Source organism: Selenomonas ruminantium subsp. lactilytica TAM6421, from assembly GCF_000284095.1.
Classification (GTDB): Bacteria; Bacillota; Negativicutes; order Selenomonadales; family Selenomonadaceae; genus Selenomonas_A; species Selenomonas_A lactilytica.
Window position 1 is genome coordinate 260453 of the sequence record NC_017068.1, and the last position, 25632, is coordinate 286084.

Annotated in this window: 24 protein-coding genes; 18 read left to right on the plus strand and 6 right to left on the minus strand. The window is 54.2% G+C overall.

The features are described from left to right. Positions 1–13: 13 nt before the first annotated feature. The 7 genes from SELR_RS01225 (at position 14) to SELR_RS01255 (ending at position 7044) form a co-directional block, all read left to right on the plus strand. The gene (locus tag SELR_RS01225; protein ID WP_014423376.1) at positions 14–1246 is read left to right on the plus strand and encodes an anaerobic glycerol-3-phosphate dehydrogenase subunit C; all 1233 of its coding nucleotides are present in this window, start codon (positions 14–16) and stop codon (positions 1244–1246) included. Between the two features lie 15 nt (positions 1247–1261). Then, positions 1262–1570 carry a PTS sugar transporter subunit IIB gene (locus tag SELR_RS01230; protein WP_014423377.1) on the plus strand — a complete coding sequence of 103 codons (309 nt, stop codon included), beginning with the start codon at positions 1262–1264 and terminating at the stop codon, positions 1568–1570. Positions 1571–1642: 72 nt separating this feature from the next. After that, a complete protein-coding gene (glpK, locus tag SELR_RS01235) occupies positions 1643–3145 on the plus strand; it encodes a glycerol kinase GlpK (protein ID WP_014423378.1) in 1503 nt (500 codons plus the stop codon). Between the two features lie 33 nt (positions 3146–3178). Next, a complete protein-coding gene (locus SELR_RS01240) occupies positions 3179–3916 on the plus strand; it encodes an MIP/aquaporin family protein (RefSeq protein WP_014423379.1) in 738 nt (245 codons plus the stop codon). 278 nt (positions 3917–4194) lie between these two features. Then, complete coding sequence (locus SELR_RS01245; RefSeq protein WP_014423380.1) at positions 4195–5220, plus strand: TRAP transporter substrate-binding protein; 1026 nt, start codon at positions 4195–4197, stop codon at positions 5218–5220. Continuing rightward, positions 5217–5708 carry a TRAP transporter small permease gene (locus SELR_RS01250; RefSeq protein WP_014423381.1) on the plus strand — a complete coding sequence of 164 codons (492 nt, stop codon included), beginning with the start codon at positions 5217–5219 and terminating at the stop codon, positions 5706–5708. Before SELR_RS01245 ends, SELR_RS01250 begins: the two co-directional genes overlap by 4 nt. A 25-nt stretch (positions 5709–5733) precedes the next feature. Next, complete coding sequence (locus SELR_RS01255; RefSeq protein WP_014423382.1) at positions 5734–7044, plus strand: TRAP transporter large permease; 1311 nt, start codon at positions 5734–5736, stop codon at positions 7042–7044. Positions 7045–7161: 117 nt separating this feature from the next. Here the strand turns inward: SELR_RS01255 and SELR_RS01260 are convergent, their stop codons facing one another. Both SELR_RS01260 and SELR_RS01265 read right to left on the minus strand, forming a co-directional pair. Next, positions 7162–7908 carry a hypothetical protein gene (locus SELR_RS01260; RefSeq protein ID WP_014423383.1) on the minus strand — a complete coding sequence of 249 codons (747 nt, stop codon included), beginning with the start codon at positions 7906–7908 and terminating at the stop codon, positions 7162–7164. Between the two features lie 138 nt (positions 7909–8046). Then, a complete protein-coding gene (locus SELR_RS01265; protein ID WP_014423384.1) occupies positions 8047–8886 on the minus strand; it encodes a menaquinone biosynthetic enzyme MqnA/MqnD family protein in 840 nt (279 codons plus the stop codon). Positions 8887–9148: 262 nt separating this feature from the next. Between SELR_RS01265 and SELR_RS01270 the strand changes: the two genes are divergently transcribed. The 10 genes from SELR_RS01270 to SELR_RS01315 all read left to right on the plus strand — a co-directional run bounded on the left by SELR_RS01270 (position 9149) and on the right by SELR_RS01315 (position 21101). Next, entirely contained in the window at positions 9149–9631 is a 483-nt protein-coding gene (locus SELR_RS01270; RefSeq protein ID WP_014423385.1) for a MarR family winged helix-turn-helix transcriptional regulator, read from the plus strand. Further along, positions 9618–10694 (plus strand): efflux RND transporter periplasmic adaptor subunit, encoded by a 1077-nt coding sequence (locus SELR_RS01275; RefSeq protein ID WP_014423386.1) that lies wholly within the window; start codon positions 9618–9620, stop codon positions 10692–10694. The genes SELR_RS01270 and SELR_RS01275 overlap by 14 nt, the downstream gene beginning before the upstream one ends. Then, on the plus strand, positions 10694–13741 hold the full coding sequence (locus SELR_RS01280; protein WP_014423387.1) for an efflux RND transporter permease subunit: 3048 nt from the start codon (positions 10694–10696) through the stop codon (positions 13739–13741). Before SELR_RS01275 ends, SELR_RS01280 begins: the two co-directional genes overlap by 1 nt. Before the next feature lie 502 nt (positions 13742–14243). After that, a complete protein-coding gene (locus tag SELR_RS01285) occupies positions 14244–14453 on the plus strand; it encodes a hypothetical protein (RefSeq protein WP_014423389.1) in 210 nt (69 codons plus the stop codon). Between the two features lie 70 nt (positions 14454–14523). Continuing rightward, positions 14524–14823: an HMA2 domain-containing protein gene (locus tag SELR_RS01290; protein WP_014423390.1), complete on the plus strand. Its 300-nt coding sequence runs from the start codon at positions 14524–14526 to the stop codon at positions 14821–14823. Positions 14824–14826: 3 nt separating this feature from the next. Next, positions 14827–15477, plus strand: a complete 651-nt coding sequence (locus tag SELR_RS01295; RefSeq protein ID WP_014423391.1) for an HMA2 domain-containing protein — start codon at positions 14827–14829, stop codon at positions 15475–15477. Then, the gene (locus SELR_RS01300) at positions 15474–17588 is read left to right on the plus strand and encodes a heavy metal translocating P-type ATPase (RefSeq protein ID WP_014423392.1); all 2115 of its coding nucleotides are present in this window, start codon (positions 15474–15476) and stop codon (positions 17586–17588) included. The genes SELR_RS01295 and SELR_RS01300 overlap by 4 nt, the downstream gene beginning before the upstream one ends. 44 nt (positions 17589–17632) lie before the next feature. Continuing rightward, a complete protein-coding gene (locus tag SELR_RS01305; RefSeq protein WP_014423393.1) occupies positions 17633–18121 on the plus strand; it encodes an HMA2 domain-containing protein in 489 nt (162 codons plus the stop codon). Positions 18122–18313: 192 nt separating this feature from the next. Then, positions 18314–18970 carry a hypothetical protein gene (locus SELR_RS01310; RefSeq protein WP_014423394.1) on the plus strand — a complete coding sequence of 219 codons (657 nt, stop codon included), beginning with the start codon at positions 18314–18316 and terminating at the stop codon, positions 18968–18970. Positions 18971–19088: 118 nt separating this feature from the next. After that, positions 19089–21101 carry a clostripain-related cysteine peptidase gene (locus SELR_RS01315; protein ID WP_014423395.1) on the plus strand — a complete coding sequence of 671 codons (2013 nt, stop codon included), beginning with the start codon at positions 19089–19091 and terminating at the stop codon, positions 21099–21101. A gap of 78 nt (positions 21102–21179) precedes the next feature. Here the strand turns inward: SELR_RS01315 and SELR_RS01320 are convergent, their stop codons facing one another. The 4 genes from SELR_RS01320 to SELR_RS01335 all read right to left on the minus strand — a co-directional run bounded on the left by SELR_RS01320 (position 21180) and on the right by SELR_RS01335 (position 24817). After that, positions 21180–22610 (minus strand): 6-phospho-beta-glucosidase, encoded by a 1431-nt coding sequence (locus SELR_RS01320; RefSeq protein WP_014423396.1) that lies wholly within the window; start codon positions 22608–22610, stop codon positions 21180–21182. A 37-nt stretch (positions 22611–22647) separates the two neighbouring features. Continuing rightward, positions 22648–22980: a PTS lactose/cellobiose transporter subunit IIA gene (locus SELR_RS01325; protein ID WP_014423397.1), complete on the minus strand. Its 333-nt coding sequence runs from the start codon at positions 22978–22980 to the stop codon at positions 22648–22650. A 23-nt stretch (positions 22981–23003) separates the two neighbouring features. Next, the gene (locus SELR_RS01330) at positions 23004–23306 is read right to left on the minus strand and encodes a PTS sugar transporter subunit IIB (RefSeq protein WP_014423398.1); all 303 of its coding nucleotides are present in this window, start codon (positions 23304–23306) and stop codon (positions 23004–23006) included. Between the two features lie 158 nt (positions 23307–23464). Beyond that, the gene (locus tag SELR_RS01335; RefSeq protein WP_014423399.1) at positions 23465–24817 is read right to left on the minus strand and encodes a PTS sugar transporter subunit IIC; all 1353 of its coding nucleotides are present in this window, start codon (positions 24815–24817) and stop codon (positions 23465–23467) included. A gap of 239 nt (positions 24818–25056) precedes the next feature. Here SELR_RS01335 and SELR_RS01340 point away from each other — a divergent pair, with 239 nt between their 5' ends. Continuing rightward, on the plus strand, positions 25057–25611 hold the full coding sequence (locus SELR_RS01340) for a UbiX family flavin prenyltransferase (protein ID WP_014423400.1): 555 nt from the start codon (positions 25057–25059) through the stop codon (positions 25609–25611). Positions 25612–25632 lie beyond the last annotated feature (21 nt).

The window sequence follows — 25632 nt, forward strand, 5'->3', positions numbered from 1 at the left end:
AGAGACTTTGGCGATGAGTGATATCAGTAAGAAAATTGAAGAAATGGAAACGGCACTAGCGACTGCCGACCATTGCCTGTCCTGTACTTCCTGCATGTCCAGCTGCCCCGTGATGGAGGCGGAAAAGAGCTATCGGGGACCGAAGCTGGTGGGCCCGGCCCATAGCCGCATGCATTTTTCCCAGGAGGATTTTGAAGACAGCCTGGATTTCTGCTCCAACTGCAAGAGCTGTGACCGGGCCTGCCCCTCGGGGGTGGCGGTGTCCACGCTGAATATGCTGCAGCGGGCCAAGTATTACGAAACCCATGAGCATTCCCAGCGGGACGACATGCTGGCCCATGGGGAGCGCATGGCCAAAATGGTGCGCATGCTGCCCTTGGGGGCAACCTTTGCCAACCTGGGCATGAAGATCGGCAAGTCTTTGGGGATGTTCGCTGCCATGGGGATGGCAGGAGAACGCAATATGCCGGCATATGCCTCCGAGAGCTTTATGCAGCTGTTCAAGGGAATCAAACAGCCTTCCAGCCAGAAGAAGGTGGTGTTCTTCCCGGGCTGCTTCATCAATCAGAATGAGCCGCAGGTTGGCGTGGCCTTCGTCAAGGTCATGAACGCCAACGGCTATGAAGTTCTCGTGGATGAGAAGTTCAACTGCTGCGGTTCGCCTATGGTGGTGACGGGGTATCTCACTGAGGCCCATGAACATGCCGATAACAATGTGAGCCGCATTCTGGCATGGAAGCAACAGGGCATTCCCGTAATCGCCTGCTGCACGTCCTGCTCCCTGATGCTCAAGCAGGAATATCATGAGCTCTTCAACGAAGAGAAGATGCACGAGGCCGGTGAGAATGTCTATGATGCCTTTGAATTCCTGGAGATACTCGCCGATAAAGGTGAGCTCAATACCAGCTTCGGGCAGGTAGGGGAAAAGCTGATGTATCACGTTCCCTGTCACCTCAAGAGTCAGGGCTTCGGTGTTCCGGCAGCCAGGATTCTGGCCCAGGTTCCCGGTGTCACCGTGGAACAGGCCGATGCGGGCTGCTGTGGCATGAGCGGCAACTACGGCTTCAAGGGGGATAAATACGAGATCTCCATGAAGATTGGCGAGAAGCTCTTTAATCGTATCAAGGAATCACAGAGTGACGAAGTCATCTGCGACTGCGGCACCTGCCGTTTACAGATCCAACATGGGACGCAGGCCAAGACCTGCCATCCCGTTGAGATATTAGCTAAGGCTTATGGTAAATAGGAGGGAGGATTTTCAATGATTCGGAGAATTGTATTGATCTGTTCTGCTGGTGTGTCCACCAATATGCTGGTGCGCCGCATGGAGCACGAGGCAGCAAGGCTGGGGTATCCCTGCTCGGTGACATTCTATCCCATTCAGGAAGTCAAGGAGGCTTCCCAGTTTGCGGATGTCATGCTGCTGGCGCCTCAGTCCGCATTTGAACTGGCGGAGCTGCAGGTCAAGTATCCTAACGTCAAGTCAGCGGTTATTCCCAAGGATCTCTATGCCGGCATTGATGCGGTCAAGATCCTGGATCTGGCCCAGAAGATTGTCGGAGACTATTGAAGGTTATCATGGATTTTCTTAATCTTAATCAGAGTCTTGATTGACTCCACAAGAAAGTAGAGGGGTTTCACAATGGCAAAGAATTATGTAATGGCTTTGGATGCAGGTACGACGAGCAATCGCGCGATTATTTTCGACAAGAACTCGAAGATCGTCGGCGTTTCCCAGAAGGAATTCACCCAGTATTTCCCGGAACCGGGCTGGGTTGAGCACGATGCAGACGAAATCTGGAGCTCCATGACCACGGTCATGAAGGAAGCTCTGGAGCAGTCCGGTCTCGTAGCCAGCGATATCGCGGCTATCGGTATCACCAACCAGCGCGAAACGACGGTTGTCTGGGATAAGAACACGGGACGTCCTGTGTACAACGCTATCGTTTGGCAGTCCCGCCAGACGGCTCCCATTGCGGAAGATCTCAAGAAAAAAGGCCTTGTGGATGAGGTCAAGGACAAGACTGGTCTTCTGATTGACGCTTATTTCTCCGCTACGAAAATCAAATGGATTCTCGATAAGGTAGAAGGTGCCCGGGAAAAAGCCGAAAAGGGCGATCTGCTCTTCGGTACCATCGATACCTGGCTGATCTGGAAGCTCACGGGCGGCAAGGCTCATGTGACCGACTACTCCAACGCAAGCCGCACCATGCTCTACAACATCAACGAGCTCAAATGGGATGACGCTCTGCTGGGTTACCTCGATGTGCCCAAGTGCATGCTGCCGGAAGTAAAACCCTCTTCCTGCGTATATGGCGAAACCATTCCGTCCATCCTGGGCGCACCGATTCCGGTATCCGGCGCTGCCGGCGACCAGCAGGCTGCCCTCTTCGGCCAGAACTGCTTCGAGCCGGGTATGGCTAAGAACACCTACGGCACTGGCTGCTTCATGCTCATGAACACCGGTACGGAAATCCATAAATCCAAGAACGGCCTTGTAACCACCATCGCCTGGGGCCTCGACGGCAAAGTGGAATACGCGCTGGAAGGTTCCATCTTCGTGGCCGGCTCTGCTATCCAGTGGCTCCGCGATGGCGTGCGCATGGTGGATTCCGCTCCGGACTCTGAATGGGTGTCCAAGAAGGTCAAGGACAACGGCGGCGTCTATGTGGTACCGGCTTTCGTAGGCCTCGGCGCTCCGTACTGGGATATGAATGCCCGCGGCACCATCATCGGCATTACCCGTGGCACCACTAAGGCACATATCGTACGTGCTACCTTGGAATCGCTGGCCTATCAGACCCGTGATGTGCTGGAAGCCATGGAGGCTGACTCCGGCGAAAAGCTCTCCGCCCTCAAGGTGGACGGCGGCGCTGTAGCCAACAACCTGCTCATGCAGTTCCAGTCCGACCTGCTGGGCGTGCCCGTTGATCGTCCGCAGATCACGGAAACCACGGCTCTGGGCGCGGCTTACTTGGCTGGCCTGGCTGTAGGCGTATGGGACAACAAGGAAGAACTCAAGAGCAGTTGGAAGCTGGATTCCCGCTTCGAATCTCAGATGGAAAAGACGGAAGCAGATCGCCTCTACAAGGGCTGGCGCAAAGCCGTCAAACATTCCATGCATTGGCTGGATGAAGAAGATTGATACTATAATTCATTATAAGAAAGAGGGATTATCATGGTAACAGGTACGGAAAACTTGTTGGGTGAGTTCATGGGCACAATGGTGCTGCTGGTTTTTGGTTGCGGCGTTTGTGCGAACATGACACTGACCAAATCCAAAGGCCAGGGCGGCGGGTGGATCTGCGTAGCCTTCGGCTGGGCATTTGCCGTTACGCTGGGGGTATTCACCGCGACGACGCTTGGTGCGCCGCAGGGTGACCTGAACCCCGCTGTTACGCTGGCCAAGATGATGGCTGGCATCTATACTTTCAACCAGTTCCTGATGACTTCCATCGTGCAGCTGCTCGGTGGTATCGTTGGTGCTGCTATCGTATGGCTGGCTTATCTGCCCCATTGGGCTGAAACGGAAGATCCGGCAGCCAAGCTCGGTGTTTTCGCTACCGGCCCGGCTATCCGCAATCCGGCAGCCAACTTCATCTGCGAAACGATTGCTACCTTCTTCCTGATGTTCGTCATCTGGATGATCTTCTCCAAACCGGTTGGTGCTCTTGTTCCGGGCTATGGCCCCTACATCGTTGGTATCCTGATCCTAGCGCTTGGCCTTTCCCTGGGCGGCCCCACGGGTTATGCCATGAACCCCGCCCGTGACCTTGGCCCGCGCATTGCTCATGCCATCCTGCCGATCGCCGGCAAAGGCAGCTCCGACTGGGGCTATGCCTGGATCCCCGTAGTGGCTCCGCTCTGCGGCGGCCTCATCGCCTATCTGGTAGCTTCCAGTTGTGGCGTGCTCTAAGAAAATTCTCCTAAGTTCATTTTTCCCCTAAAGATTCCATAACAGACAAGGCGCTGTGTCATGAAAAACATGAACACAGCGCCTTTTGCTTATAGAAAGTTGTATTTATAATCACAGTAACTATTATAAACACAAGAACATTGAGGAAAACTTAAGGCAATAAAACTATAAACACAAGCATAGATATTATAAATACATTTACATTAGAAATAAAGCAGAATAAAATAATAGATAGTAATTACAAATCAGCTTAAAGTACAGAAAGGTGTGGTTCAAGCATGGGGTGGAAAAGTAAGCTGAGTTTATTGCTGCTTGTGGGGCTTATTTGTTTTCTGATTATTCCGGCTGGTAATACCATTGGGAATGGTAAGCGGATTGTTAGGATTGCTCATTCGCAGTCAGAGAAACATCCGGAGCATATCGGCTTGTTGGCCTTCAAGAAGCACGTGGAGGAAAAGCTGGGCGATAAGTTTGAAGTGCAGATTTTTCCCAATGAGCTGCTAGGGGGACAGAAAAAAGCCATTGAGCTGACGCAGACCGGTGCGATTGATTTCATCGTAGTGGGCTGTCCAAATGTGGAAACCATTGCCAGTGTCTATGAAGTGTTCAGTATGCCCTATCTGTTTGCCTCGCAAAAAGCTTATTTTGATACGATGCGGGATGAGGCGTATATGAAGAAGATATATACATCCACGGATGAGGCTGGTTTTCGCGTGATGACCTGGTATAATGCAGGCATTCGCAGTTTCTATGCGAAGGAGAAAATCGAAAAGCCTGAGGATATGCAGGGCATGAAACTGCGCGTGCAGCAGTCTCCGGCCAGCATTGCGATGGTCAATGCCTTCGGCGCGGCAGCAACCCCGATGTCCTTTGGTGAAGTTTACACCGCAATCCAGCAGGGGGTTATCGATGGGGCTGAGAACAACGAACTGGCCATCACCAATAATAAACATGGCGAGGTCGCGAAGTATTACAGCTATACGAATCATCAGATGATACCGGATGTGCTTATGGCTAATCTGCGTTTTCTGCAGTCGTTGAGTCCGGAAGAACAGGAGGTATTTGCCGAGGCAGCCAGATTGTCTACGGATGTGGAATTGGAAGCCTGGGATAAAGAGGTGGAGAACGCCAAAAAGATAGCGCAGGAGGAAATGGGCGTGACCTTTGTCAATGTGGATATGACACCGTTCCGCGCGCAGGTCCTGGAACTGCATAAGGAGATGCTGGCTAAGAATCCGAATATCCGAGACATTTACGAGCATATTCAAACAATCAATGCAAGGGATACGGGGGCGAAAGAATGAATGGCATAAAGAAGATACGCAGTGTGTTGGATAAGAGCTTGTCCGTGATATGCAGTGCTATGTTTGCGGCGATTGTCTGTATTGGGACTTATCAGATCGTTACCCGTTATCTGTTCAATAGTCCGAGTACGGTATCGGAAGAACTGCTGACTTATACGTTTGCTTGGATGGCTTTGCTGGTATCGGCGCTGGTCTTTGGCAAGCGGGAACATTTGCGGGTTTCGGTATTTGCAGACCGTCTCCAGGGACAGGAGCGGAAATGGCTGGAAATATGCATTGAAATCATGGTCGTGGCCGTAGCGCTGGTGGTATTGCTCTATGGCGGGTTGACTATCATGGAACTCACGATGTCGCAGAAAACAGCATCGCTGGGCATACCCATGGGAGCTGTTTATGCCGTTGTACCCCTGACAGGGATGTTGATCAGTATTTATGGTGTTTGCAATATCATGGACCTATGGAAAGAGAATATGCAGGGCAGCAGATAATCTTGTGCAGAAATGAGGCGTATGTATGAGTGTGGCAATTCTTTCCGGGATCATTATTCTGTTGGCATTGGTGGTGCTGCTGGTAGTGGGGATGCCAATTGCGATGGCACTGGCCATCGCATCCATTCTAGCCATCCTGCCGGTCTTGAACTTTGATGCAGCGGTACTGACCGGAGCACAGCGGATATTTTCCGGGATTTCGATTTTTTCCTTGCTCGCCATTCCGTTCTTCATCCTGGCGGGCAATATCATGAACCGGGGCGGCATCGCGGTTCGCTTGATCAATCTGGCCAAACTGTTTACGGGGCAGACGCCGGGAGCGCTGGCTCAGACCAATGTGGTGGCGAATATGATGTTCGGTTCCATATCCGGTTCGGGAACGGCGGCGGCTTCGGCTATGGGTTCGATGATTGCCCCGATTGAGAAGGATGAGGGCTATGAACCGAGTTTTTCGGCAGCGACCAACATCTCGTCGGCGCCTTCGGGGCTGTTGATTCCACCCAGCAATGTGATGATTACCTATTCGCTGGTCAGCGGTGGTACTTCAGTGGCGGCTCTTTTCATGGCTGGGTATATCCCAGGGCTGCTCTGGGGATTGGCCTGCATGAGTGTGGCCTATATCCTGGCTCGTCAACACGGCTATCGGGCCGAGCATGTGTTTGCCTCCAAGGAAGCATGGAAAGTGATGGCCGATGCAATTCCCTGCCTGTTGTTATTGGTGGTGGTTATTGGCGGCATCATTTCTGGTGTCTTTACGGCCACCGAAGGTTCCGTAGTGGCTGTGGTGTATAGCCTGCTCCTGTCCATGTTCTGCTATCATTCTATCAGTTTACAGGATCTACCCCGCATCTTTGAGGAAAGTGCGGAGATGACCGGTATTATCATCTTTTTGATTGGTACTTCCAGCATCATGTCCTGGGTAATGGCCTTCACGAATATTCCTGAGGCTGTTTCGGCAGGATTGCTGGGACTGACCGACAGCCGTATCCTGATCCTGCTTTTCATTAACATCATCCTGCTGGTGGTAGGAACCTTTATGGATATGACACCGGCTTGCCTGATCTTTACCCCGATTTTCCTGCCGGTGTGCATGGCGCTGGGAATCAACCCCATTCATTTCGGCATTTTCATGATTTTCAATCTGTGCATCGGTACCATTACTCCGCCGGTGGGCACGACACTGTTTGTCGGTGTGAAGGTTGGCGGCGTGGAACTGGAGTCCGTTGTCCGGTGGCTGCTGCCCTTCTTTGCCGCCTTGGTTATCGCGCTTCTGCTGGTAACCTATATTCCGGAACTGTCACTCTGGTTGCCGGGGCTGATGGGATATGTGAAGTAAACAAATGTAATCGGTGGTTGAAAACGGGATTGTCCCTTCAATAATATCCATACATAGAAAAGTGCCTGCGAGAAAACGTTGTTTGTTTTCTTGCAGGCACTTTTATTGACCACAATATTATGCGGTGGTATTTGCTTCTGGCATAGCCAGATAGTCATGTCCTTCTTCGCCGAAGAGGTGTTCTGCGGCGAAGAATCTTACGGGGACGATGGTCAGCAGACCTGTCAGCAGGAAGGCAAAGGCAACCGGGAGCAGAGCCAGGATGCGCAGGGTTTCATAGAAGGTTTTGCCATTGGCAATTTCCTTGGACATCAGCTGCCAGAACAGTGCTATAATAGCTAAGCCCTCAATCAGGCCAATGAACAGTGTTAAGGACATGGCACTATCGGAAGTTCCATTGAGAGCAGTATAGAACATGATAACCCCGGCAAAAATCATCAGAATCAGGGAAACGAAATAGCGGAAGATGTAATTCTGATAATTGGCAAAGGGTTTGAAGTATTTGCGGTTGACATAGATGGAGCCAATTACCCAAAGTGCCAGCACCGCGGGGCTGATTACGGCCTGGAGAATGCCCAGCAGAATCAGGCAAACCAATGAACAGGGCAAGAGGCGAAGCATGAAGTGCCAGACCTTGTTCTTGTAATAGATGTAAATGGTCAGCACAATCAAGGCAAGAGAGAATACGATCTGCACCAAGGACAAGGGCATGACCAGGAAATCCAGTGAGGCATCCGGGACAACCAATGCGGCATCGGCAGCGAAATTGACGAGATTGAAGACCAGCAGGAACAGCATATACTTATTGCAGCGGTCTTCTTCGGTGGAAAGGAAATTTTTCCCGTTCATACTTAATGTACTCATTTTTGACCTCCTTCGATAATCTGAAAATAAAATGAAAATGAGAACAGTTTGTATTATAGCAAGGAGGTATTAAAGAGCACTTAAAAATAAGGAAAAATTTCATTTAAAAAGCAGGACCTTAGTCCTGCTTTTTTGTGTTCAATTACGCCGCACTTTGGCAAAATTCAGTTCGGGGATATGTTCGATCAGGTTCATATTGTGGGCCATCTGATAGAAGGTCCTGAGGCCTTCGATATATTCTTCGCTCAAATCCCATTTTATGGTGTTATAGAGGTAGCTGTCGAGCTGCTCATAGGTGAAGGGCTTATCCTTCAGGATGGAGTTTATGACCGTCTCCTTGTTTTCTGGATATCGCTGGAAAGACTTGTGTACCCGGTCGTAGATGAGCTGCAGCATTTCCGGGGAGTTTTCGGCGAAATCCTTGTTCACCACCCAGAGGGCATAGACCATCTTCTTGCCGGTGAGCTCCTGCCATTCTTTACCCAGATCGTAGTAATAGAGGCCTTCTTCCTGATGATGGTAGCACCAGAGGGCATCATCGCCGATCAGCAGGGAGGCGGTGGCATCATCGGGAATGGGGCGCTCCGGGGTGACGTGGCGCACGTAGTAATTGGGAATGGCGCCATAGCTGCGCAGGATGATCTTCAGCAGGCAGTGGGAGGTGGCGCTTTTGGCGGTCAGGATGATCTTGTCATCTTTGAGGCTTTCGATGGGCTTGCGGGAAATCAGCAGGATGCTCTGGACGGCACCGTCGGTGCTGATGCAGACATCCGGGAGGATCACCAGCTTTTCGCTGTGGCGGGCGTAGACGATGGATGAGGAGTTGCTCATATCCAGCCGCCCGTTGATCAGGTCGTTATTGAGCACAGCGGGCACGCCTTTTGTGATGGCAAGGCCTTGGGCGGCACCATGGTTGTAGCTGTAGGAAAGAGGCAGGACGTTTAAAAAGTCGATATGTCCGACACGAGGACAGGTCATAAGAGTCCCTCCTTTAAGTATACTTCTTTTCCATTATACCTTTATAATGCGTTTTTGCCAAAGAGATTTTCAAATAGAAAACACGCTCCGGTTCATGGACTGAAGGTCATATCGCGAAAGGGGCTGGAGGCGTGTTTTTCAGCTGGTGAGAATTATCTGAAAAACTGCTGAATATTGACTTTGGCGGGGTTTTGCGGTAAAATTGTTTGATGGAATCAACTTACATAACCTTACTTATTTATAAATCGGGGAGGAATTTGAGATGGATGAATACGTAAATTGGGGGCGCTGGTTTTCCATCCTGCACCGCCGTTCGCAGCTCTTTGTGGTGGAGGCCTGCCAGAAGTATGGCCTGACTTTTTCGGAATACATCATGCTGATCCGCATCTATGACCATGAGGGGGCCAAGCAGGATGATCTGGCGGCCATGCTCTATCTGGATAAGGCGGTGGTGACGCGCACCATCAATCTGCTGGTGGACAAGGGCTTCATCTACCGGGAAGCGGATACGGGAGACCGGCGCATCCGCCATATCTATCTGACGGATTACGGCCGCCAGCAGCATGAGTTCCTGCGCAACGTGATTCAGGGTTGGGTGGATTACCTGGTGGCGGATATGGACAAGGATGAGATCAAGGAACTGTTCAACGGCTTCCACAAATTGGTGGACAAGGCTTGCGATGCGGATCTCGTGGAACTGGCCAAGCATTTGCCGACAGGAGGCGCAGTGCGTGAGAAACTTTAAGGTCTTTACGGCCTTGATGCTGGCGGCCGCCTTGCTGGTGGGCGGCTGCGGCAGCAAGGAACAGGCGCAGGAAAAGCCCGTACTGGTCAAGACACAGCAGGCTGGTGCGGGGGTGAATGTGGAAAGCGGCGATTACTCCGGCACGGTGATGGGGCGTCATGAGACGAATATGTCCTTCCAGGTGGGCGGACAGATCCTGGCCCGCAATGTGCAGGCAGGCAGCCGCGTCCGGGCTGGGGATGTGCTCATGGTCATCGATGCCCGGGACGTGCAGCAGCAGTCCAATCAGGGGGATGCCCAGGTGGCTTCGGCCCGTGCGCAGCTGGATTTAGCCGAGAAGAATCTGGAACGCTACAGCCAGCTCTATCAGGAAAATGCCGTGTCCAAGGCGACATTGGATCAGTATCAGACCAATTATGATGCGGCTTTTGCCGCTTATCGCAGTGCCTTGGCCCAGCAGACGCAAGGACATAATGCCCTGGGCTATACCAACCTGACAGCCGGGGCCAATGGCGTGGTGTCTGCTGTTTCTGCCGAGGAAGGGCAGGTCGTGGCAGCCGGCCAGACGGTGCTGACCCTGGTGCAGACCGGGGAAATGGAAGTGGAGATTTCCGTGCCGGAAAACAAGGTCAGCGAGCTGACCCTGGGCATGCCGGTATCGGTGAATTTCTGGGCATTGAAAGGCAGGGCTGATGGCACGATCCGGGAGATTTCCCCCATGGCCGATGCTGCCACCCGAACTTATAAAGTCCGCGTCGCCATTCCGGAACCGCCGGAGGGCATGCAGCTGGGCATGACGGCCAACGTTTCCATCAAGGGAACAGCCGATGGCGATAGCGCAGATGGCGTTATCCTGCCACTGGCGGCTATTTTCCAGGATGGGGATACGCCGCAGGTATGGGTGGTCGGCGATGACAATACACTGACGGCCAAGGCTGTGACGGTGGAAGATCTCGGCGACGACAAGGTGCGGGTAACGGGCCTTGCCGCAGGTGACATTGTGGTCACTGCCGGTGTGCATAAGCTCCACGAGGGGCAGAGTGTGCGGACGGAGGCGGATTGATGCGGAATCTTACGGAAGTCTCCCTGAAGAACCGCACCCTGGTGTGGTATTTTATCGTCATCACTGCCATTGGCGGCATCCTGTCCTATTTCCAGTTGGGGCGCATGGAAGATCCCCAGTTCACCATCCGCCAGATGGTGGTATCGGCAGCCTGGCCGGGAGCTACGGCGGAGGAAATGCAGGAACAGGTCACGGACAAACTGGAAAAGCGCCTGCAGGACACGCCTCATCTGAAGGCCATCAAGAGTGAGAACCGGGCCGGGCAGACGGTTATCTATGTGGAACTGCAGGATGAGATGCACAAGGCGGATATTCGCCCTACCTGGCGCGATGTGCGCAATTTCTGTGAGGACATCAAGAAGGATCTGCCTGAGGGCGTCTATGGCCCTTACTATAATGACCGTTTCGACGATGTGTTCGGCACGGTCTATGCGGTCACCGGCGATGGCTACAGCTATGAGGAACTGCGGCAGTACGCCGAAAAGACGCGGCGCATGCTCTTGAATGTACCCAGCGTCCAGAAGGTGGAGCTGATCGGTGAGCAGAAGGAAAAGATCTATGTGGAACTGGATACCATGAAGCTCTCGGAATTGGGCATCAGTCCCCAGGTGATCTCCAATGCCCTCAAGACGCAGAATGAGATGACGGCGGCGGCCATGGTGGATACGGATTCCTCCAACGTCTACCTGCGCTTGTCCGGTCAGTTTGCCGATGTCAAGGCCATCGAGGAAACGCCTATCAGCGTAAGTGGCCGCAATTTCCGTCTGGGGGATGTGGCCAAGGTCAGCCGCAAGGCCGGCAGTCCTGCTGACAGCAAGATGTTCTTCAACGGCGAGCCGGCAGTGGGCATCGCCGTATCCATGGAGGACGGCGGCAATATCCTCGACCTGGGGGAAAACCTCAAAAAACAGGTGAAGGCCATTCAGGGGGAACTGCCTGCGGGGCTGGAAATCCGGCAGGTGGCCAATCAGTCGGAAGTGGTGCGTTCCTCCATCAATGAGTTCATCAAGACATTGATGGAAGCCATCGTGATCGTATTGGCGGTCAGCTTCATGTCTCTGGGCTGGCGCACGGGCATGGTGGTGGCCTGCTGCATCCCGCTGGTGCTCTGTGGTGTCTTTGTCTGCATGTACGTGCTGGGCATCGACCTCCATAAGGTGTCCCTGGGGGCATTGATCATCGCCTTAGGGCTGTTGGTGGATGATGCCATCATCGCCGTGGAGATGATGAGTGTGAAGCTGGAGGCGGGGCTCAGCCGCTTCGATGCGGCCTGCTTTGCCTTCAAGGCCACGGCCAAACCCATGCTGACAGGCACTTTGATCACCTGTGCGGGCTTTATCCCCGTAGCCTTTTCCAAGGGCATGGCCAGTGAGTTCTGCAGTGCCCTGTTCCCGGTCATTGGCATCGCTTTGGTGCTGTCCTGGATCGTATCCGTCATGGTGGCACCGCTGCTGGGCACCTATATGATAAGGGTGAAACCAAAGGTGGACGAGCAGGGGGAACTCAATCCCTATCAGAGCCGTTTCTATGTGGAGTTCCGCAAGGTGCTGCGGCTGTTTTTGACACACCGCCGGACGGTGCTGCTGGGGACGGTGGCTCTCTTTGTCCTCTCCCTCGTGATGATGCCCCATATCCGGCAGGAATTCTTCCCTACCTCCACGCGGCCGGAAGTGCTGATGGAGCTGAAACTGCCCGAAGGGGCCTCCATGGAGGCTTCCCAGGAAGTGGCGGACAGGATGTCAAATTTCCTGCAGCAGCATGAAGATCTGCTGGACAATTACTCCTATTATGTGGGCCGCTATGCGCCACGCTTTGTTTTGACCGTCGATCCCAAGACCAGCACGGATAATGTCACGAACTTCGTCATTGTGGCCAAGGACGTCAAATCACGGGAAAAGCTGGCGGAGGAACTGAAAAAATCCTTCAATGAGGATTTTGCCGATGTGCGGGCGAAGCTGCAATATCTGCAGACGGGCCCGCCGGCGGATTATCCGGTCATGCTGCGGGTGACGGGCTACAATACAGAAAAGACCAAGGAAATCGCCCATAAGGTGGAAGAGATTGTGGCCGCCGACAGCAATAATTACAATGTGCATCTGGATTGGAATGAGAAGAGCAAAGTGGTCAAGCTGGAGCTGGATCAGGATAAGCTCAAAAGCCTGGGGCTGAGTGCCCAGGCGGTCAAGCAGATGATTTACACCGAGGTTACCGGCGCTAAGGCCGCCCAGTTCTATACGGGGGACCGCACCCTCGATATCACCCTGCGGCTGGCCGTGGCTGACCGGGAGGACTTAGGCAAGCTTAAGAACCTGCCCATTTATCTGGGCAGTGCCGGCTATGTGCCCCTGGAGCAGATCGCCAAGATCTCCTATGGGGCCGAAGATGGCCTGATCAAGCGTCGCAACCTGCTGCCTACCATTACAGTACAGGCTGAGGTCCATGAAGGCACGGCCAACGATGCCACGAAAAAGGCTTATGAGGCCACCAAGGAACTGCGGGAAAACCTGCCCTTCGGCTGCAAGATCGAAGTCGCCGGTTCTCTGGAGAGCAGCAACAATGCCTCTGGTTTTCTGTTGGTGCCGATACCGGCCATGATCTTTGTGATCATGACACTGTTGATGTTCCAGCTGGACAGCGCCAAGCAGATGCTGCTGACCTTGCTGACAGCGCCCTTAGGGCTGATCGGTGTGGTGTGGGGCATGCTGCTTACGGGTTCGGCCATGGGCTTTGTGGCTGAGCTGGGGATTCTGGCCTTGTTTGGCATGATCATCCGCAACTCGGTCATCCTCATCGACCAGATCAAGAAGCATATCGCCGAGGGCGAGAGTCCCTATGACGCCGTGGTGGATTCGTCCATCCTGCGCTTCCGTCCCATCATGCTGACGGCGGCGGCGGCCATCCTGGGCATGATCCCGCTGATGGCCAGCACCTTCTGGGGGCCGATGGCCGTGGCGATTTCCAGCGGACTTTTGGTAGCGACAATCTTGACGCTGCTGGTATTGCCGACGATGTATGCGGTGGCATACAAAGTAGAGAATAAGCAATAAAAATTTTTGACAGTGTAAGATAGAAGCGTTATAATAAAACTAGATTCAAAGAACTAACGACATAGAAACACAAAAAGCCCCCCGATAGATGAATGGCCTGGAAAACTATCATCTTCGGGGGGCTTGCACGTTTTGCGACCGTGCTCAGTAACGACATATCCACACCTCCCCTGCTGCCGAAGCATAGAGGAAAGCAGCAGATTAAGTATAGCATACGGCTATAAAAGACACAATGAATGTATAGCTGTGATTAATAATTGTCCTTATTTTCAGTGAATTGATTGACAATTTATTGTGAGCCCTTGTATAATAAGGGGGCAGGGGTAAGTCTTGCGTTGACAAAGACTCTCAATTCTGCTATGATAATGGGTGAAATTGATAATATTCTTCATTATCATTTCGTTCTCCAACGGCAGAATGGGGAAGATGGATACCCTGTTGATGTGTGAATAAGCGAGTCTCACTCGTTTATGAATGAATATGTTTAAGGAGGATGGATTCGATGTTTCAGAAGACAGATTTTTGGATTGGTCTGGCTGTAGGTGCCGTTGCTGGTATCTTTGGTTATCGTTTCATGCAGGAGCGTGAAGCTCAGCTGGCTGCTATGCAGCAGGCTGCTCCCGCTGCTGAACTGCCGGTAGCTGAACTGCAGCGTCAGAAAGAGGAATTGGAAGACCTCATCGCTGCTCAGGAAGCTAAGAAGGCTAAATAATCGTTTTGGACGAAAAGAGACTGCCGCTCTTTTATTGCGGCAGTCTTTTCTAGTACGAGGAGGAAAAGTTTTGAGTTTCATCGGGAATTTCCAGATCCCCACCAATACCCTGGATTTGTTCATCCGTTCCGTGGACATTTCATCCTATCTGCCAGGACGGGTGCGGCTGTATAGCAACAATCTGATCGGCAATGCTGATCTCGAGGCACAGATTCAGAGCCAGTTAGGGAGTTTTGCTGAGATTGACAGCGTACAGACCAATGTAACATCGGGTTCCATACTGATCCTTTATACGCCGGAAAGACTCCGCCAGAATGCAGATTTGCGCAAGGTGGAAGAATATATTATGACGCATGCAAGGAGGAAATAACGAATGTCTTATGTATCTGGTTTTATGATGGGGGCAGCTATCGGCAAGAGCATCCGCCAGGCTCTGGGCGGCAGCTCTGCACCGAAAATGGTCGGCCGCGGCCGAGCTCTGCCCATGGGCAGAATGAAGAAAGTTGTTGTGGCCGCTGCTCCGGCTGTCGGTTTCAAGCTGGTTTCGAGCCTGCCGGGGCGCCGCCGTTATCGCGCGGGCAAGATTTCCCCGCAGCTGGCGGCCCTGCTCGAAGAGCAGCTGGCCAAGCTCAGCTATGTGAAATCCGTCAGCGTGAATGCTGCCAGCGGCAGTATCCTGCTGACCTTTGACGAGGCGGACGATGCTCATATCGATCAGCTGGCCAAATGGCTCGACCGCAAGTTCTTTGGTGGCAAGGCGCTGCCGGGCGAGGGCTGCCAGGCGAAAAGCGTGGCCAGTGAAGCGCATGCCGGCTCCATTACCTGCAGTATCCGCAATACGGCCCGGGCTTTCAGCCAGTGGATCAAGGACCACACCTGCGGCTGGTTCGATATGAGTTCTTTGGCTTCCCTGTTATTCCTGCTCAGAGGTCTGCGGAAGATGCTGCTGACCGGGCAGTATCCCTCTGGTTCCCAGATGCTCTGGTGGGCGGTTACCCTGATGAGAGGATGGCGCACCGTATGATGTACGGAAATTGTTATTTTCATTTACAGGCGGCACTGAACCGTGAAGAACGGGCAAAATTGGCCGCCAAGATCCGCCGCAACCACAATATCGTAGCGGTGACGGTGGATGAACGCAAGGTTCATATCTGGTACAAGCGCCAGATGACACCGTTTCAGCTGCAGGAAATCCAGAAGATGCTGATCGAGACGGTCAAGCGTCTGCAGGAAGCAGCGATCACCCCGGCGGAAAGACTGGCAGAATACCGCCGTGATGCGGTGATTTCGCTGGCTGGTTTTGCGGCCATGGAGGTGCTCAAACGCACCTCCCCCCAGCTGTTCGTGGGCACGAAGATTATGCGCAGCCTTTTGGTACTGGGCATTGCTCGGAAATTCATCCATAACGGCGTCAGCGGCGTGGTCAAGGACCACCAGCCCAATGCCGATACACTGACCGCTACGGCGGTAATCGCCTCGGTGCTGGCGGGCAAGCCGGAATCCAGCCTGACGCTGCTGGCTCTGTCCAATGGCGCGGAAATGCTCACCAGCTATGCGGCGGAAAAGGCCCGCACCCATATCTCGGGCCTGCTGTCTCTCGACCAGCGTTATGTATGGCTGGTGGAAGGCGGCACGGAACGCAAGGTGCCCGTGGAACAGGTCAAGGTTGGCGATACCATCGCCGCCCATACCGGTGAGAAGATTGTCGTGGACGGCCGTGTGGTCAGCGGCGATGCTGCTGTCAATCAGGCCTCCATCACCGGCGAGTCCAACCCCGCCATGAAGCATGCGGACTCCCCGGTCTATGCCGGCAGCGTAGTGGAAGCCGGCGAGCTCATCATCAAGGTGGAAAAGGTAGGCAAGGACACGTCCCTGGCGCATATCGTCCATCTGGTGGAAGAGGCCCAGAACCGCAAGGCTCCGGTGCAGAACTTTGCCGATAAGATGGCCAACTTCCTCGTGCCGGTTTCCTTTATCGGTGCGGGCATTGTCTACGGGGCAACCCGTGACTGGCAGCGGGTGCTGAACCTCCTGTTCATCGATTTCTCCTGCGGTCTCAAGCTGTCCACGGCTACGGCCATGTCGGCAGCCATCGGCGCGGCGGCCAAACGCGGTATCCTGGTCAAGGGCGGCAACTATATCGAGGCCCTGGCCGAGACGGATACGGTGGTTCTGGACAAGACCGGCACCCTGACGGTTGGCGTGCCCCAGATCGCCTTCATCAAGACCGCCAAAGGCGTGGAGGACAAGGAAATGATCCTGCTGGCCTCTTCGGCTGAGCAGCATTCCGTCCATCCATTGGCCGTGGCCATTCAGAAGTATGTGGAGGAGCAGGAATGGACTTCTCCGCAGCATAAGTCCTCGAAAACCATCGTGGCCCGCGGCATGCAGGCCGAAGTGCCCGACTTTGAGGGCTATAAGGGCGGCCTGATCCGCGTGGGCAGCGCCAAATTCCTGCGGGAAAATGGCATTGAGGATACGGAAGGCATGGCCGATGGGCTGGCCTTCAAGAACCTCCTCTATGTGGCCCGGGATAAGCAGCTTATCGGCGTGATCGGCATTGAAGATCCCATCCGCCCCAAGATGAAGAAGACCCTGAATCAGATGCGCCGTCATGGCGTGGACGAAATCGTCATGCTCACCGGCGACAGCAAGGCGGTGGCGGCGGAAGTGGCCCATAGCATGGACATCGACTCCTATCATGCGGAGATCCTGCCCGAGGACAAGAGCCATTATGTGAACAAGCTCAAGCAGCGCGGTACGGTCATGATGGTAGGCGACGGCATCAACGATGCTCCGGCCCTGGCCTTCTCCGATGTGGGCGTGTCCTTAGGCGGCCGGCAGACGGATATCGCTGCTGAATCCTCCGCGGTGACCATCCATTCCGAAGATCCGGAACGTCTGATTGAAACCTTGCAGCTTGGCCGCCGTACTATGGATCTGGTGCATCAGAACTTTATGGCCACCATCCTGGTCAATTCCTCGGCTATGCTCCTGGGCGCTTTGGGCAAGATCAGCCCGCTTTGGGCGGCGGTTATCCATAATACCGCTACTCTGGCCGTGGTACTCAACAGCTGCCGCATCCTGAACAACAATAAATCCGGTTTCTTTGCCCGGAACCGCCGGGCCGCATAATGATTGTCAGCTCAATATGCTGACCTGAGAAAAGGGGGATCATCATGGCGTGTGAATTGAAGACTTTGCCCTTGGGCCTGCCCTTGACGGTGGCTTCCGTGGGAACAATCGCTACCCTGGGGGCGGGAAAAAACCTCCATGCTGGCTTCGGCATTGCCTGGGCGGCGCTGACTTTCCTGCATGGCTGGCAGCATCATAAGAAGATGCAGGCCGATGCCTGCAAGCTGTTCGGCTGCGGGAAAAAGGCGGAAAAAGCAGCAGTGGAGCCGGTGCAGGCTTTGCTGGACAGTTTCCAGGTGGATGCCTACATCCCCGGCTGCGTGCGGCTGCGCAGCAGCCTGCTTGCCGCCAATCCCCAATGGCAGCGGGATCTGGAAGATTACATCAAATCCTTTACCGGCGTGGAAACGGCTGTGATCAATACGCTGACCGGTTCCCTGCTGATCACCTATGATGCAGCTAAGCTGCGGCAGAAGCCGAAACTGGCGGCTTTGGAAGCAAAGCTGGCGGAGCAGGCAAAGGCACGCAATTGAATGAAATTCCTTGAGGAGATACCTGCGGGTATCTCCTTTTTTGCGGTAAAAAAAGATGAATTAGTCTGATAAATATAAAAATATTGACAAATAAGAATATAGCTTGCTATAATATACATGGTTGTGCAAAGGGGGGCGGTTGTCCCCTTTTCCTTATGAAAGCCCCACAGGGGGATGAAAGGAGACGAGAGAATGTACAAGAGAATTTTGCTGCCGCTGCTGGTTTTGCTGGCGGTGCTCTGCCTGGTGGGATGCGGAGCGGAGAAGCCTAAGGAGAGCGCCGACAAGGCGGTGCTGGGCTATGCAGAACTGTATGCCTTCGGCATATCGGACAATCTGTCTGCTACGGGCATGACCAAGGCCCAGAGCGACAAGATCTCCGAACAGGTGATCGGCAATATGCTCACAGCTTTTGCCCAGTTCCCGCTGAGTGAGAAGAATGTGGAGGATATCACAGCCGAGTATGTGGCCAAGGTGAAAGTGGCCATGGACATCAAGACGAAGATCAAGAAGGACGATGATGAGCATCCTGTCGTGGAAGTCAGTGCAGACGTCATCGATCAGCAGGGAGCCGCCAAGGTGGCTGCCACCCATGAAGATCTCATTGCCTTAGGGACGGTTTTGGCCCAGCTGCGTGCTCAGGGCATTACCGATGAACAGATAAAGGGCGATGCGGACTTCCAGAAAGCCGTTATGGAATGTGTCAACAACTACATCGATGAGATCCCTCTGAAGTCTGCCCAGACGCTGGATGTACCCTGCGAACTGGCTGAGGGGGATGATGGCAAGATGTATTGGGCACCGAAAGATCCGGAAGCCCTGGGCAAATTCCTGGCCGGTATGAAATGATTTTTATATAACGAAAACGTACCCGACGAGCATTTTGCTTGAGGGCAGGCACCTGTCGGTAAGTCCGGCAGGTGCTTTTGGCATCACTGCGTTAAGTCTATGGATTTGAGGTGAGTCTATGGATTGGGTGAAACGGATCAGACAGCTGGCGCTGTTACTGCTGCTTGTCCTAGGGGCGGTACTGCTTTTGGTGGGTTGTCTGGATGATGAGGATGAAGGGGAGAGGGCGCTGGTCTTTGCCAATGAATACCGGGCTGAGGACAGCTGGCTGGTTTATTGGTATGTCTGCGGCACGGATCTGGAGTCGGAAATGGGGGCGGCCAGCAGCGATCTGGAAGAATTGCAGAAGGTGCAGCTGCCGGAGAATGTGAAGGTTCTCATCCAGACCGGCGGTACGGAAAAGTGGCAGAATGACACGGTGAAAGGCGGTGTCATTGGCCGGTATCTCTACGATAAGGACGGCCTGCATGAGCTGGAGCAGGCTCCGGATGCTGATATGGGGGCCAAGGATACACTGGCGGCCTTCCTGAGGTATGGCAAGGAAAAGTTTGCTGCTGACCATCGGGTGTTCGTCTTCTGGGATCACGGGGGCGGCAGCGCTGCCGGTGTCTGCAAGGATGAGCGCACGGGCCATGCCCTGAGCCTCAATGATATCCGGGGGGCCTTCACAGCCGTCCATCCGGCTTCGGAGAGTGCGCCTCCCTTTGAGCTTATCGGCTTTGATGCCTGCCTGATGGCTGCTTATGATGTGGCCGGCACCTTGCAGGGGCTGGGACGTTATATGACGGCCTCAGAGGAGCTGGAACCGGGCAATGGCTGGAACTATGCCGGCTGGGTGGGCGCTCTGGGGAAAAATCCCGCGATGGGAGGCGCCGCTTTAGGGCAGGTCATCTGTGATACCTATATGAAGGGCTGCCGGGATTATGGGACGGAAGATGCCGCCACCATGTCGGTCATCGATCTGGGGAAGATGCCTGAACTGCGCAAGGCCTATGAAGCCTTTGGCCTCGAAGCCCTGCGGCAGGCTAAGGCCAATCCCTATGGCTTTTTCACGGCCTTTGGCCGTGGGGCCCGGCAGGCGGAAAACTATGGCGGCAATACCCGCTATCAGGGATTTGCCAATATGGTGGATCTGGGGGATTTGGCTCAGAAGGCAGGGGGAATCCTGCCCAATACAGCCAATCAGCTGGTGCAGGCCATTGACCAGGCGGTCATCTATAAGGTGCAGGGGGACTACCGGAACAAGGGCCGGGGGCTTTCCAGCTTCTATTCCTACGATGGCGATACGGACAGCTTCGCCAGCTATGCGGCCCAGCAGGCTGCGCCCTTGCCGCAGAAATGTCTGTATCACTATCTCATTTACGGGCAGATGCCCAGAGAAGGAGAGGCGCTGCTGACGGGAACGGCGCCGGGGCATTCCGGCCTGCATGTTCCGCAGGCGGCTCCCAAGCAAAAGCTATTCAAGGTGGATAATCTGGAGGATTTGGCCGTGGATGTGGATGCAGAAGGCAATTCCTTTGTGAAGCTGACCAGGGAACAGATGGATATGCTCGCGAGCATTCATTGCCAGCTGGTCTACATGGATGTGGATGAGGATATCCTGCTCTATCTGGGCAGTGATGCCAATATCGATGCGGATTGGGAAAAAGGTATCTTCAAGGACAATTTCCAGGGAACCTGGCCCATGCTGGATGGTCATCCCGTCTTTGTAGAGATCACCGCCGAGGAGGAGGGCTACAATATTTATTCCGTGCCCATCAAATTGAACGGTGTGGAATGCAATCTGCAGGTGACCTATACCTTTGCCGACAAGAAATATCACATTCTGGGCGCCCGCCGGGGCATCGACAGCCAGGGCATGGGGGACCGCAACCTCATACGGCTGAAAGCCGGGGATCAGATCACCACCCTGCATTATGGCATGACCATTTCCGGAGATGAGGAGGATCTGACCCAGGTGGAGGTGGACACCTTCACCATCGGAGATCAGCCGAAATTTGCCGAGGAGGATATGGGGGACGGGGTCTATGGCTATTGCTTTGAGTTCGTCACCCCTGCCGGGGACAGCGCCTTGTCCAAACTGGTGCAGTTCACGATTCAGGATGGAAAGATCGTTACGGCGGTGGAATGATCCTGGGGAAAGCAGAGACAGCAAAAGGCCTTGCCTGCCGGTCGACTGACCAGCAGGCAAGGCCTTTATTAGCGGATTTTAGTCCAGGTCTTCGCCGTTGGAAGCGATGACCTTCTTGTACCAATGGAAGGATTTCTTGCGGGCACGTTTCAGGGTGCCGTTGCCTTCGTTGTCCTTGTCCACGTAGATGAAGCCGTAGCGCTTTTCCATCTCGCCGGTGCCGGCGGAGACAAGGTCGATGGGGCCCCAGGGGCAGTAGCCCCAGAGGTCTACGCCATCCTCGTCGATGGCTTTTTTCATTTCCTGGATGTGGGCGCGGAAGTAGTCGATGCGGGCATCGTCCTGGATTTCCCCTTCCGCCGGGGCCGTTTCGTGGAGGCCGATGCCGTTTTCCACGATCATCAGAGGCAGTTCATAGCGCTCCTGCAGGACGTTGAGCATATAGCGCAGGCCTTCCGGATCGATGGGCCAGCCCCAGTCGGATTCGGTGATATAAGGGTTCTTCACGCCGGTGGCAAAGCCACCCTGCAGGCTCTGCTTGTTCTCCTCCACAGAGGTGGTCACATTGCTCATGTAGTAGCTGAAGGCGAAGTAATCCACCTTGCCCTGCTGCAGGAGATCCAGATCCCCGTCTTCCATCTTCACATGGTAGCCCTTGTTTTCCCAGAGCTTGATGATGTAGGAGGGGTAGTGGCCCCGGGCCTGCACATCGCCGAAGAAGAAGCTCTTGTCCATTTCCTTGAGGGAAGCGATCTGGTCGCCGGGACGGCAGGTTTCCGGATAGACCGGGCCCATGGCCAGCATGCAGCCGATCTTGAAGTCCGGATTGATCTTGTGGCCTTCGATGACGGCCTTGGCGGAGGCGATGAACTCGTGATGGGCCACCTGATAGAGGGTGGCATACTTGTCCTCGTTTTCGCCGTAGAGGATGCCGCTGTTGGTGAAGGCCATGAAGGGCACGTTGACTTCCCGCTGGTTGTTGATCTCGTTGAAGGTCATCCAGAATTTGACCTTGTTCTTGTAGCGCTTGAAGCAGGTCACGGCGAAGCGGACAAAGAAGTCCACCAGCTTGCGGTTGCGCCAGCCACCGTATTCCGTCACCAGATGGTAGGGCATCTCGAAGTGGGACAGGGTTACCACCGGTTCGATACCGTGCTTGAGCATCTCGTCAAAGAGGTCATCGTAGAATTTCAGGCCTGCCTCATTGGGCTCCATCTCGTCCCCTTTGGGGAAGATGCGGGTCCAGGCGATGCTGGTGCGGAAGCATTTGAAACCCATTTCCGCCAGCAATGCCAGATCTTCTTTGTAGTGATGGTAGAAATCGATGGCTTCATGATTGGGGTAGTTCTTGCCGGGGAGCACGCCGTCCGTGATCTCCCGGGGCACGCCGTGCCGGCCGGCGGTCATGACGTCAGCTACGCTGATGCCCTTGCCGCCCTCCTGCCAGCCGCCTTCGAGCTGATGGGCAGCTACTGCGCCACCCCATAAGAAACCTTTTGGAAAACCCATAGTGATAACCTCCGTGATAAGATGATGTAGATAACGATTATTTCAGTTTTGCTTCCAGGTTGTCGATGCGCTTGTAGGCATCGATGAATTCCTGAGCGATGGTTTTGAAGCCTTCGGCGCTCATGAGCTGGTCCTCCGCATGGAGGATCAGCAGGGACACCGTGCTGCCCTGACCTTCGTTGGCTTCCCGGGTCAAGAGCCCTGCATGGGCATCGTGGCCCTCCACAAAGCTTTCGTCCCCTTCGGCAATGAGCTTTTCAGCCCGGTCATAATCCCCGGCTTTGGCAGCCTGAATGGCTTCGATATAGCAGCTGCGGGCCGTGCCCACACCGGAAATGATTTTAAAGGCAATGAGTTCTAATTCTTCCAAGGGTAAATCCACCTTTCAGGTCATTATGCGTTCATTTTTTCCCGGGCGAACTTGAGGACGCCGGCACCGTCCATGCGGCCGTACATGCGCATGTCGATGGCTTCCACGGGAATGCCCGGCAGCAGTTCTGCAATCTTGCCCTTCTGGAAACGCACCTGGGGGCCTAAGAGGATCACATCGGAGCCAGCAGCTTTTTCCTTGGCCTCAGAAGTCGGGAAAGCGGCGATCTCGCATTCGAAGTTCTCGTCAGCAGCAGCTTTCTGCATGGCTTTGACCAGCATGCTGGTGCTCATACCTGCGGCACAGAGTAATGTGATTTTTTTCATGATAATCATCCTTTCAAAAATATGGGTTCAAATATACGTAATTAGATGTTAATAGCATCAATTCCTCCCTAATCAGGGAATTAATTGCGTAATCAGGGAATTTCCCGCCTCCCCCTAAGGGGGAGGTGCCCGCAAGGGCGAAAGGGGCTTACTTCCACTCAGTTATGCAGGGCCGGCTGACCTTCTTCTTCCTGATGGTCATCCCCGCCTGCGTTGTCGCCCTGTTCCTCAGCCAGCATAGCTCTGTCCTGGGCGCGGACAAACGGGAAGTAGACGGCGGTGCTCATGGCGATGATGATGATCTGCACCACAGCACCCTGCCAGCCGTTTAAGAGAAGGCCTGCGATAATGGGCGGCGTGGTCCAGGGAACCTGTACGGCGCTGAAGGGATTCATGAAGCCGATGGCAATAGCAGCGTAGCTGATGATCAGTGCCAGCAGCGGTACGAGGATAAAGGGAACCAAGAGGTAAGGGTTGAAGACGATGGGCAGGCCGAAGATGATGGGTTCATTGATATTGAAGATACCTGGCACGGAAGCCAGTTTCGTGATGGATTTCATCTGGGAAGACTTGGCGGAGAGCCAGCTGGCGATCAACAGGCCGATGGTCAGGCCGCAGCCGCCGGATTTAATGAACACATCGTTGATCTGGCAGGTGATGATCTTGGCATCGGGATTGCCTGCCAGCTGCATGCCCATGTCGATGATATGCTGGTTGTCGAGAGAGTTGGCAATGAGGATGGGATTGACCACGCCGCCAACCACATTGGGGCCATGGATGCCAGCCCAGAACAGGATGCTCTGGAGGGCGGCGATGACGGAGCCGCCGATCAGCGTATCCGACAGGCCCTGCAGCGGCGTCTGCACGATCTTGAAGATGAGTTCTGGGAACGTCGTGGCCCCCATGAAATGGCAGAGGCCGTAGACCACAGCGCCGATGGTGAAGAGCACCATGCCCGGAGTCAGGGCTTCAAAGGCCTTGGCCACACCGCCGGGAACGGCAGGGGGCATCTTGATGCCGATGTGGTTCTTTTCGCAGTAGCAGAATACCCAGGAAACCACGAAGCTGACGAGAATGGCGGTGATGACACCGTTGCTGCCGGCCCAGGCCTTGGGGATGATGTTGTCCACAACAACACCGCCCGTGGCTGTAACCGTAGGAGGCAGCACAATCAGGAAGGTGGACAGAGCCAGGATGGCGGCCATGATGGCATCGCAGCCTTCCGCTTCCACATATTTATAGGTGATGGCCAGAACGGCAATCAAAGCAAGTACACTGAAGGTGGCGCCGGAAACGGCGTTCAGGGGAGCAGTCCATTCGGGACCGAAGAGCCCGGCCATGAATTCGGCATAGCCGGGAATGGGAAGATTCGCCAAAAGCAAAAATACGGAACCGCAAATGGTAAAGGGGGTGGTCATGATAAAGCCATCGCGCAGGGCGGCTACAGCGCGGATCTCCGCGAAGCGTCCCATGAACTCGATGAACTTGTCGAACAGTTCTTGTTTGTTCATTCTTGATAACTCCTTTGCTCATGTGATATAAATGCAATCTTGCCTTAAGACAGTCTTACTATAACATCACTTGTACGGCGGTTCAATAGATTCAGACAATTGCGGGGGCTTGTTTCGAAAAAAGACAAAAAAAGCCGAAACACTTGAAACAATGTTTCGGCTTTTTATTGATTTGAACCAGATCAGGGAATTGCGCTATAATGAAGGCAGGATAATACGATTGAGGAGATACAGATAATATGAAGATAGTGGTAGGAATAACCGGGGCCAGCGGCAGCATCTATGCCCTGCGGCTGATCGATGTGCTGAAAGCGGCAGGCCATGAGGTTCATGCCGTGGTCACGGACAGCGGCTGGCAGGTGCTGGATTATGAATGCGGCGTAAAGCGGGAGGCCTTGGCCGCCAAGGTGGATGTGCTCTATGACAACGATAACGTAGGGGCGGCCATTGCCAGCGGCTCCTTCCGGGTGGATGCCATGGCCGTGCTGCCCTGCTCCATGAAAACCGTGGCCAGCATCGCCCACAGTCTGTCGGATAATCTGCTGACCCGGGCGGCGGATGTGATGCTGAAGGAGGGCCGCAGGCTCATATTGGTGCCCCGGGAAACCCCCATGCATGCCATCCATCTGGAAAACCTGCTGAAACTGGCCCAATTGGGCGTGAAGATCGTGCCCGCCGCCCCGGGCTTCTACCACCGGCCCCGGACCATTGATGATCTGGTCAATATGCTGGTGGGCAAGGTCTGCGACCAGCTGGGGCTGGATCTGGATCTGTTTGCCCGCTGGGAAGGTTAGTGTACCGCCTCGTCCACATCT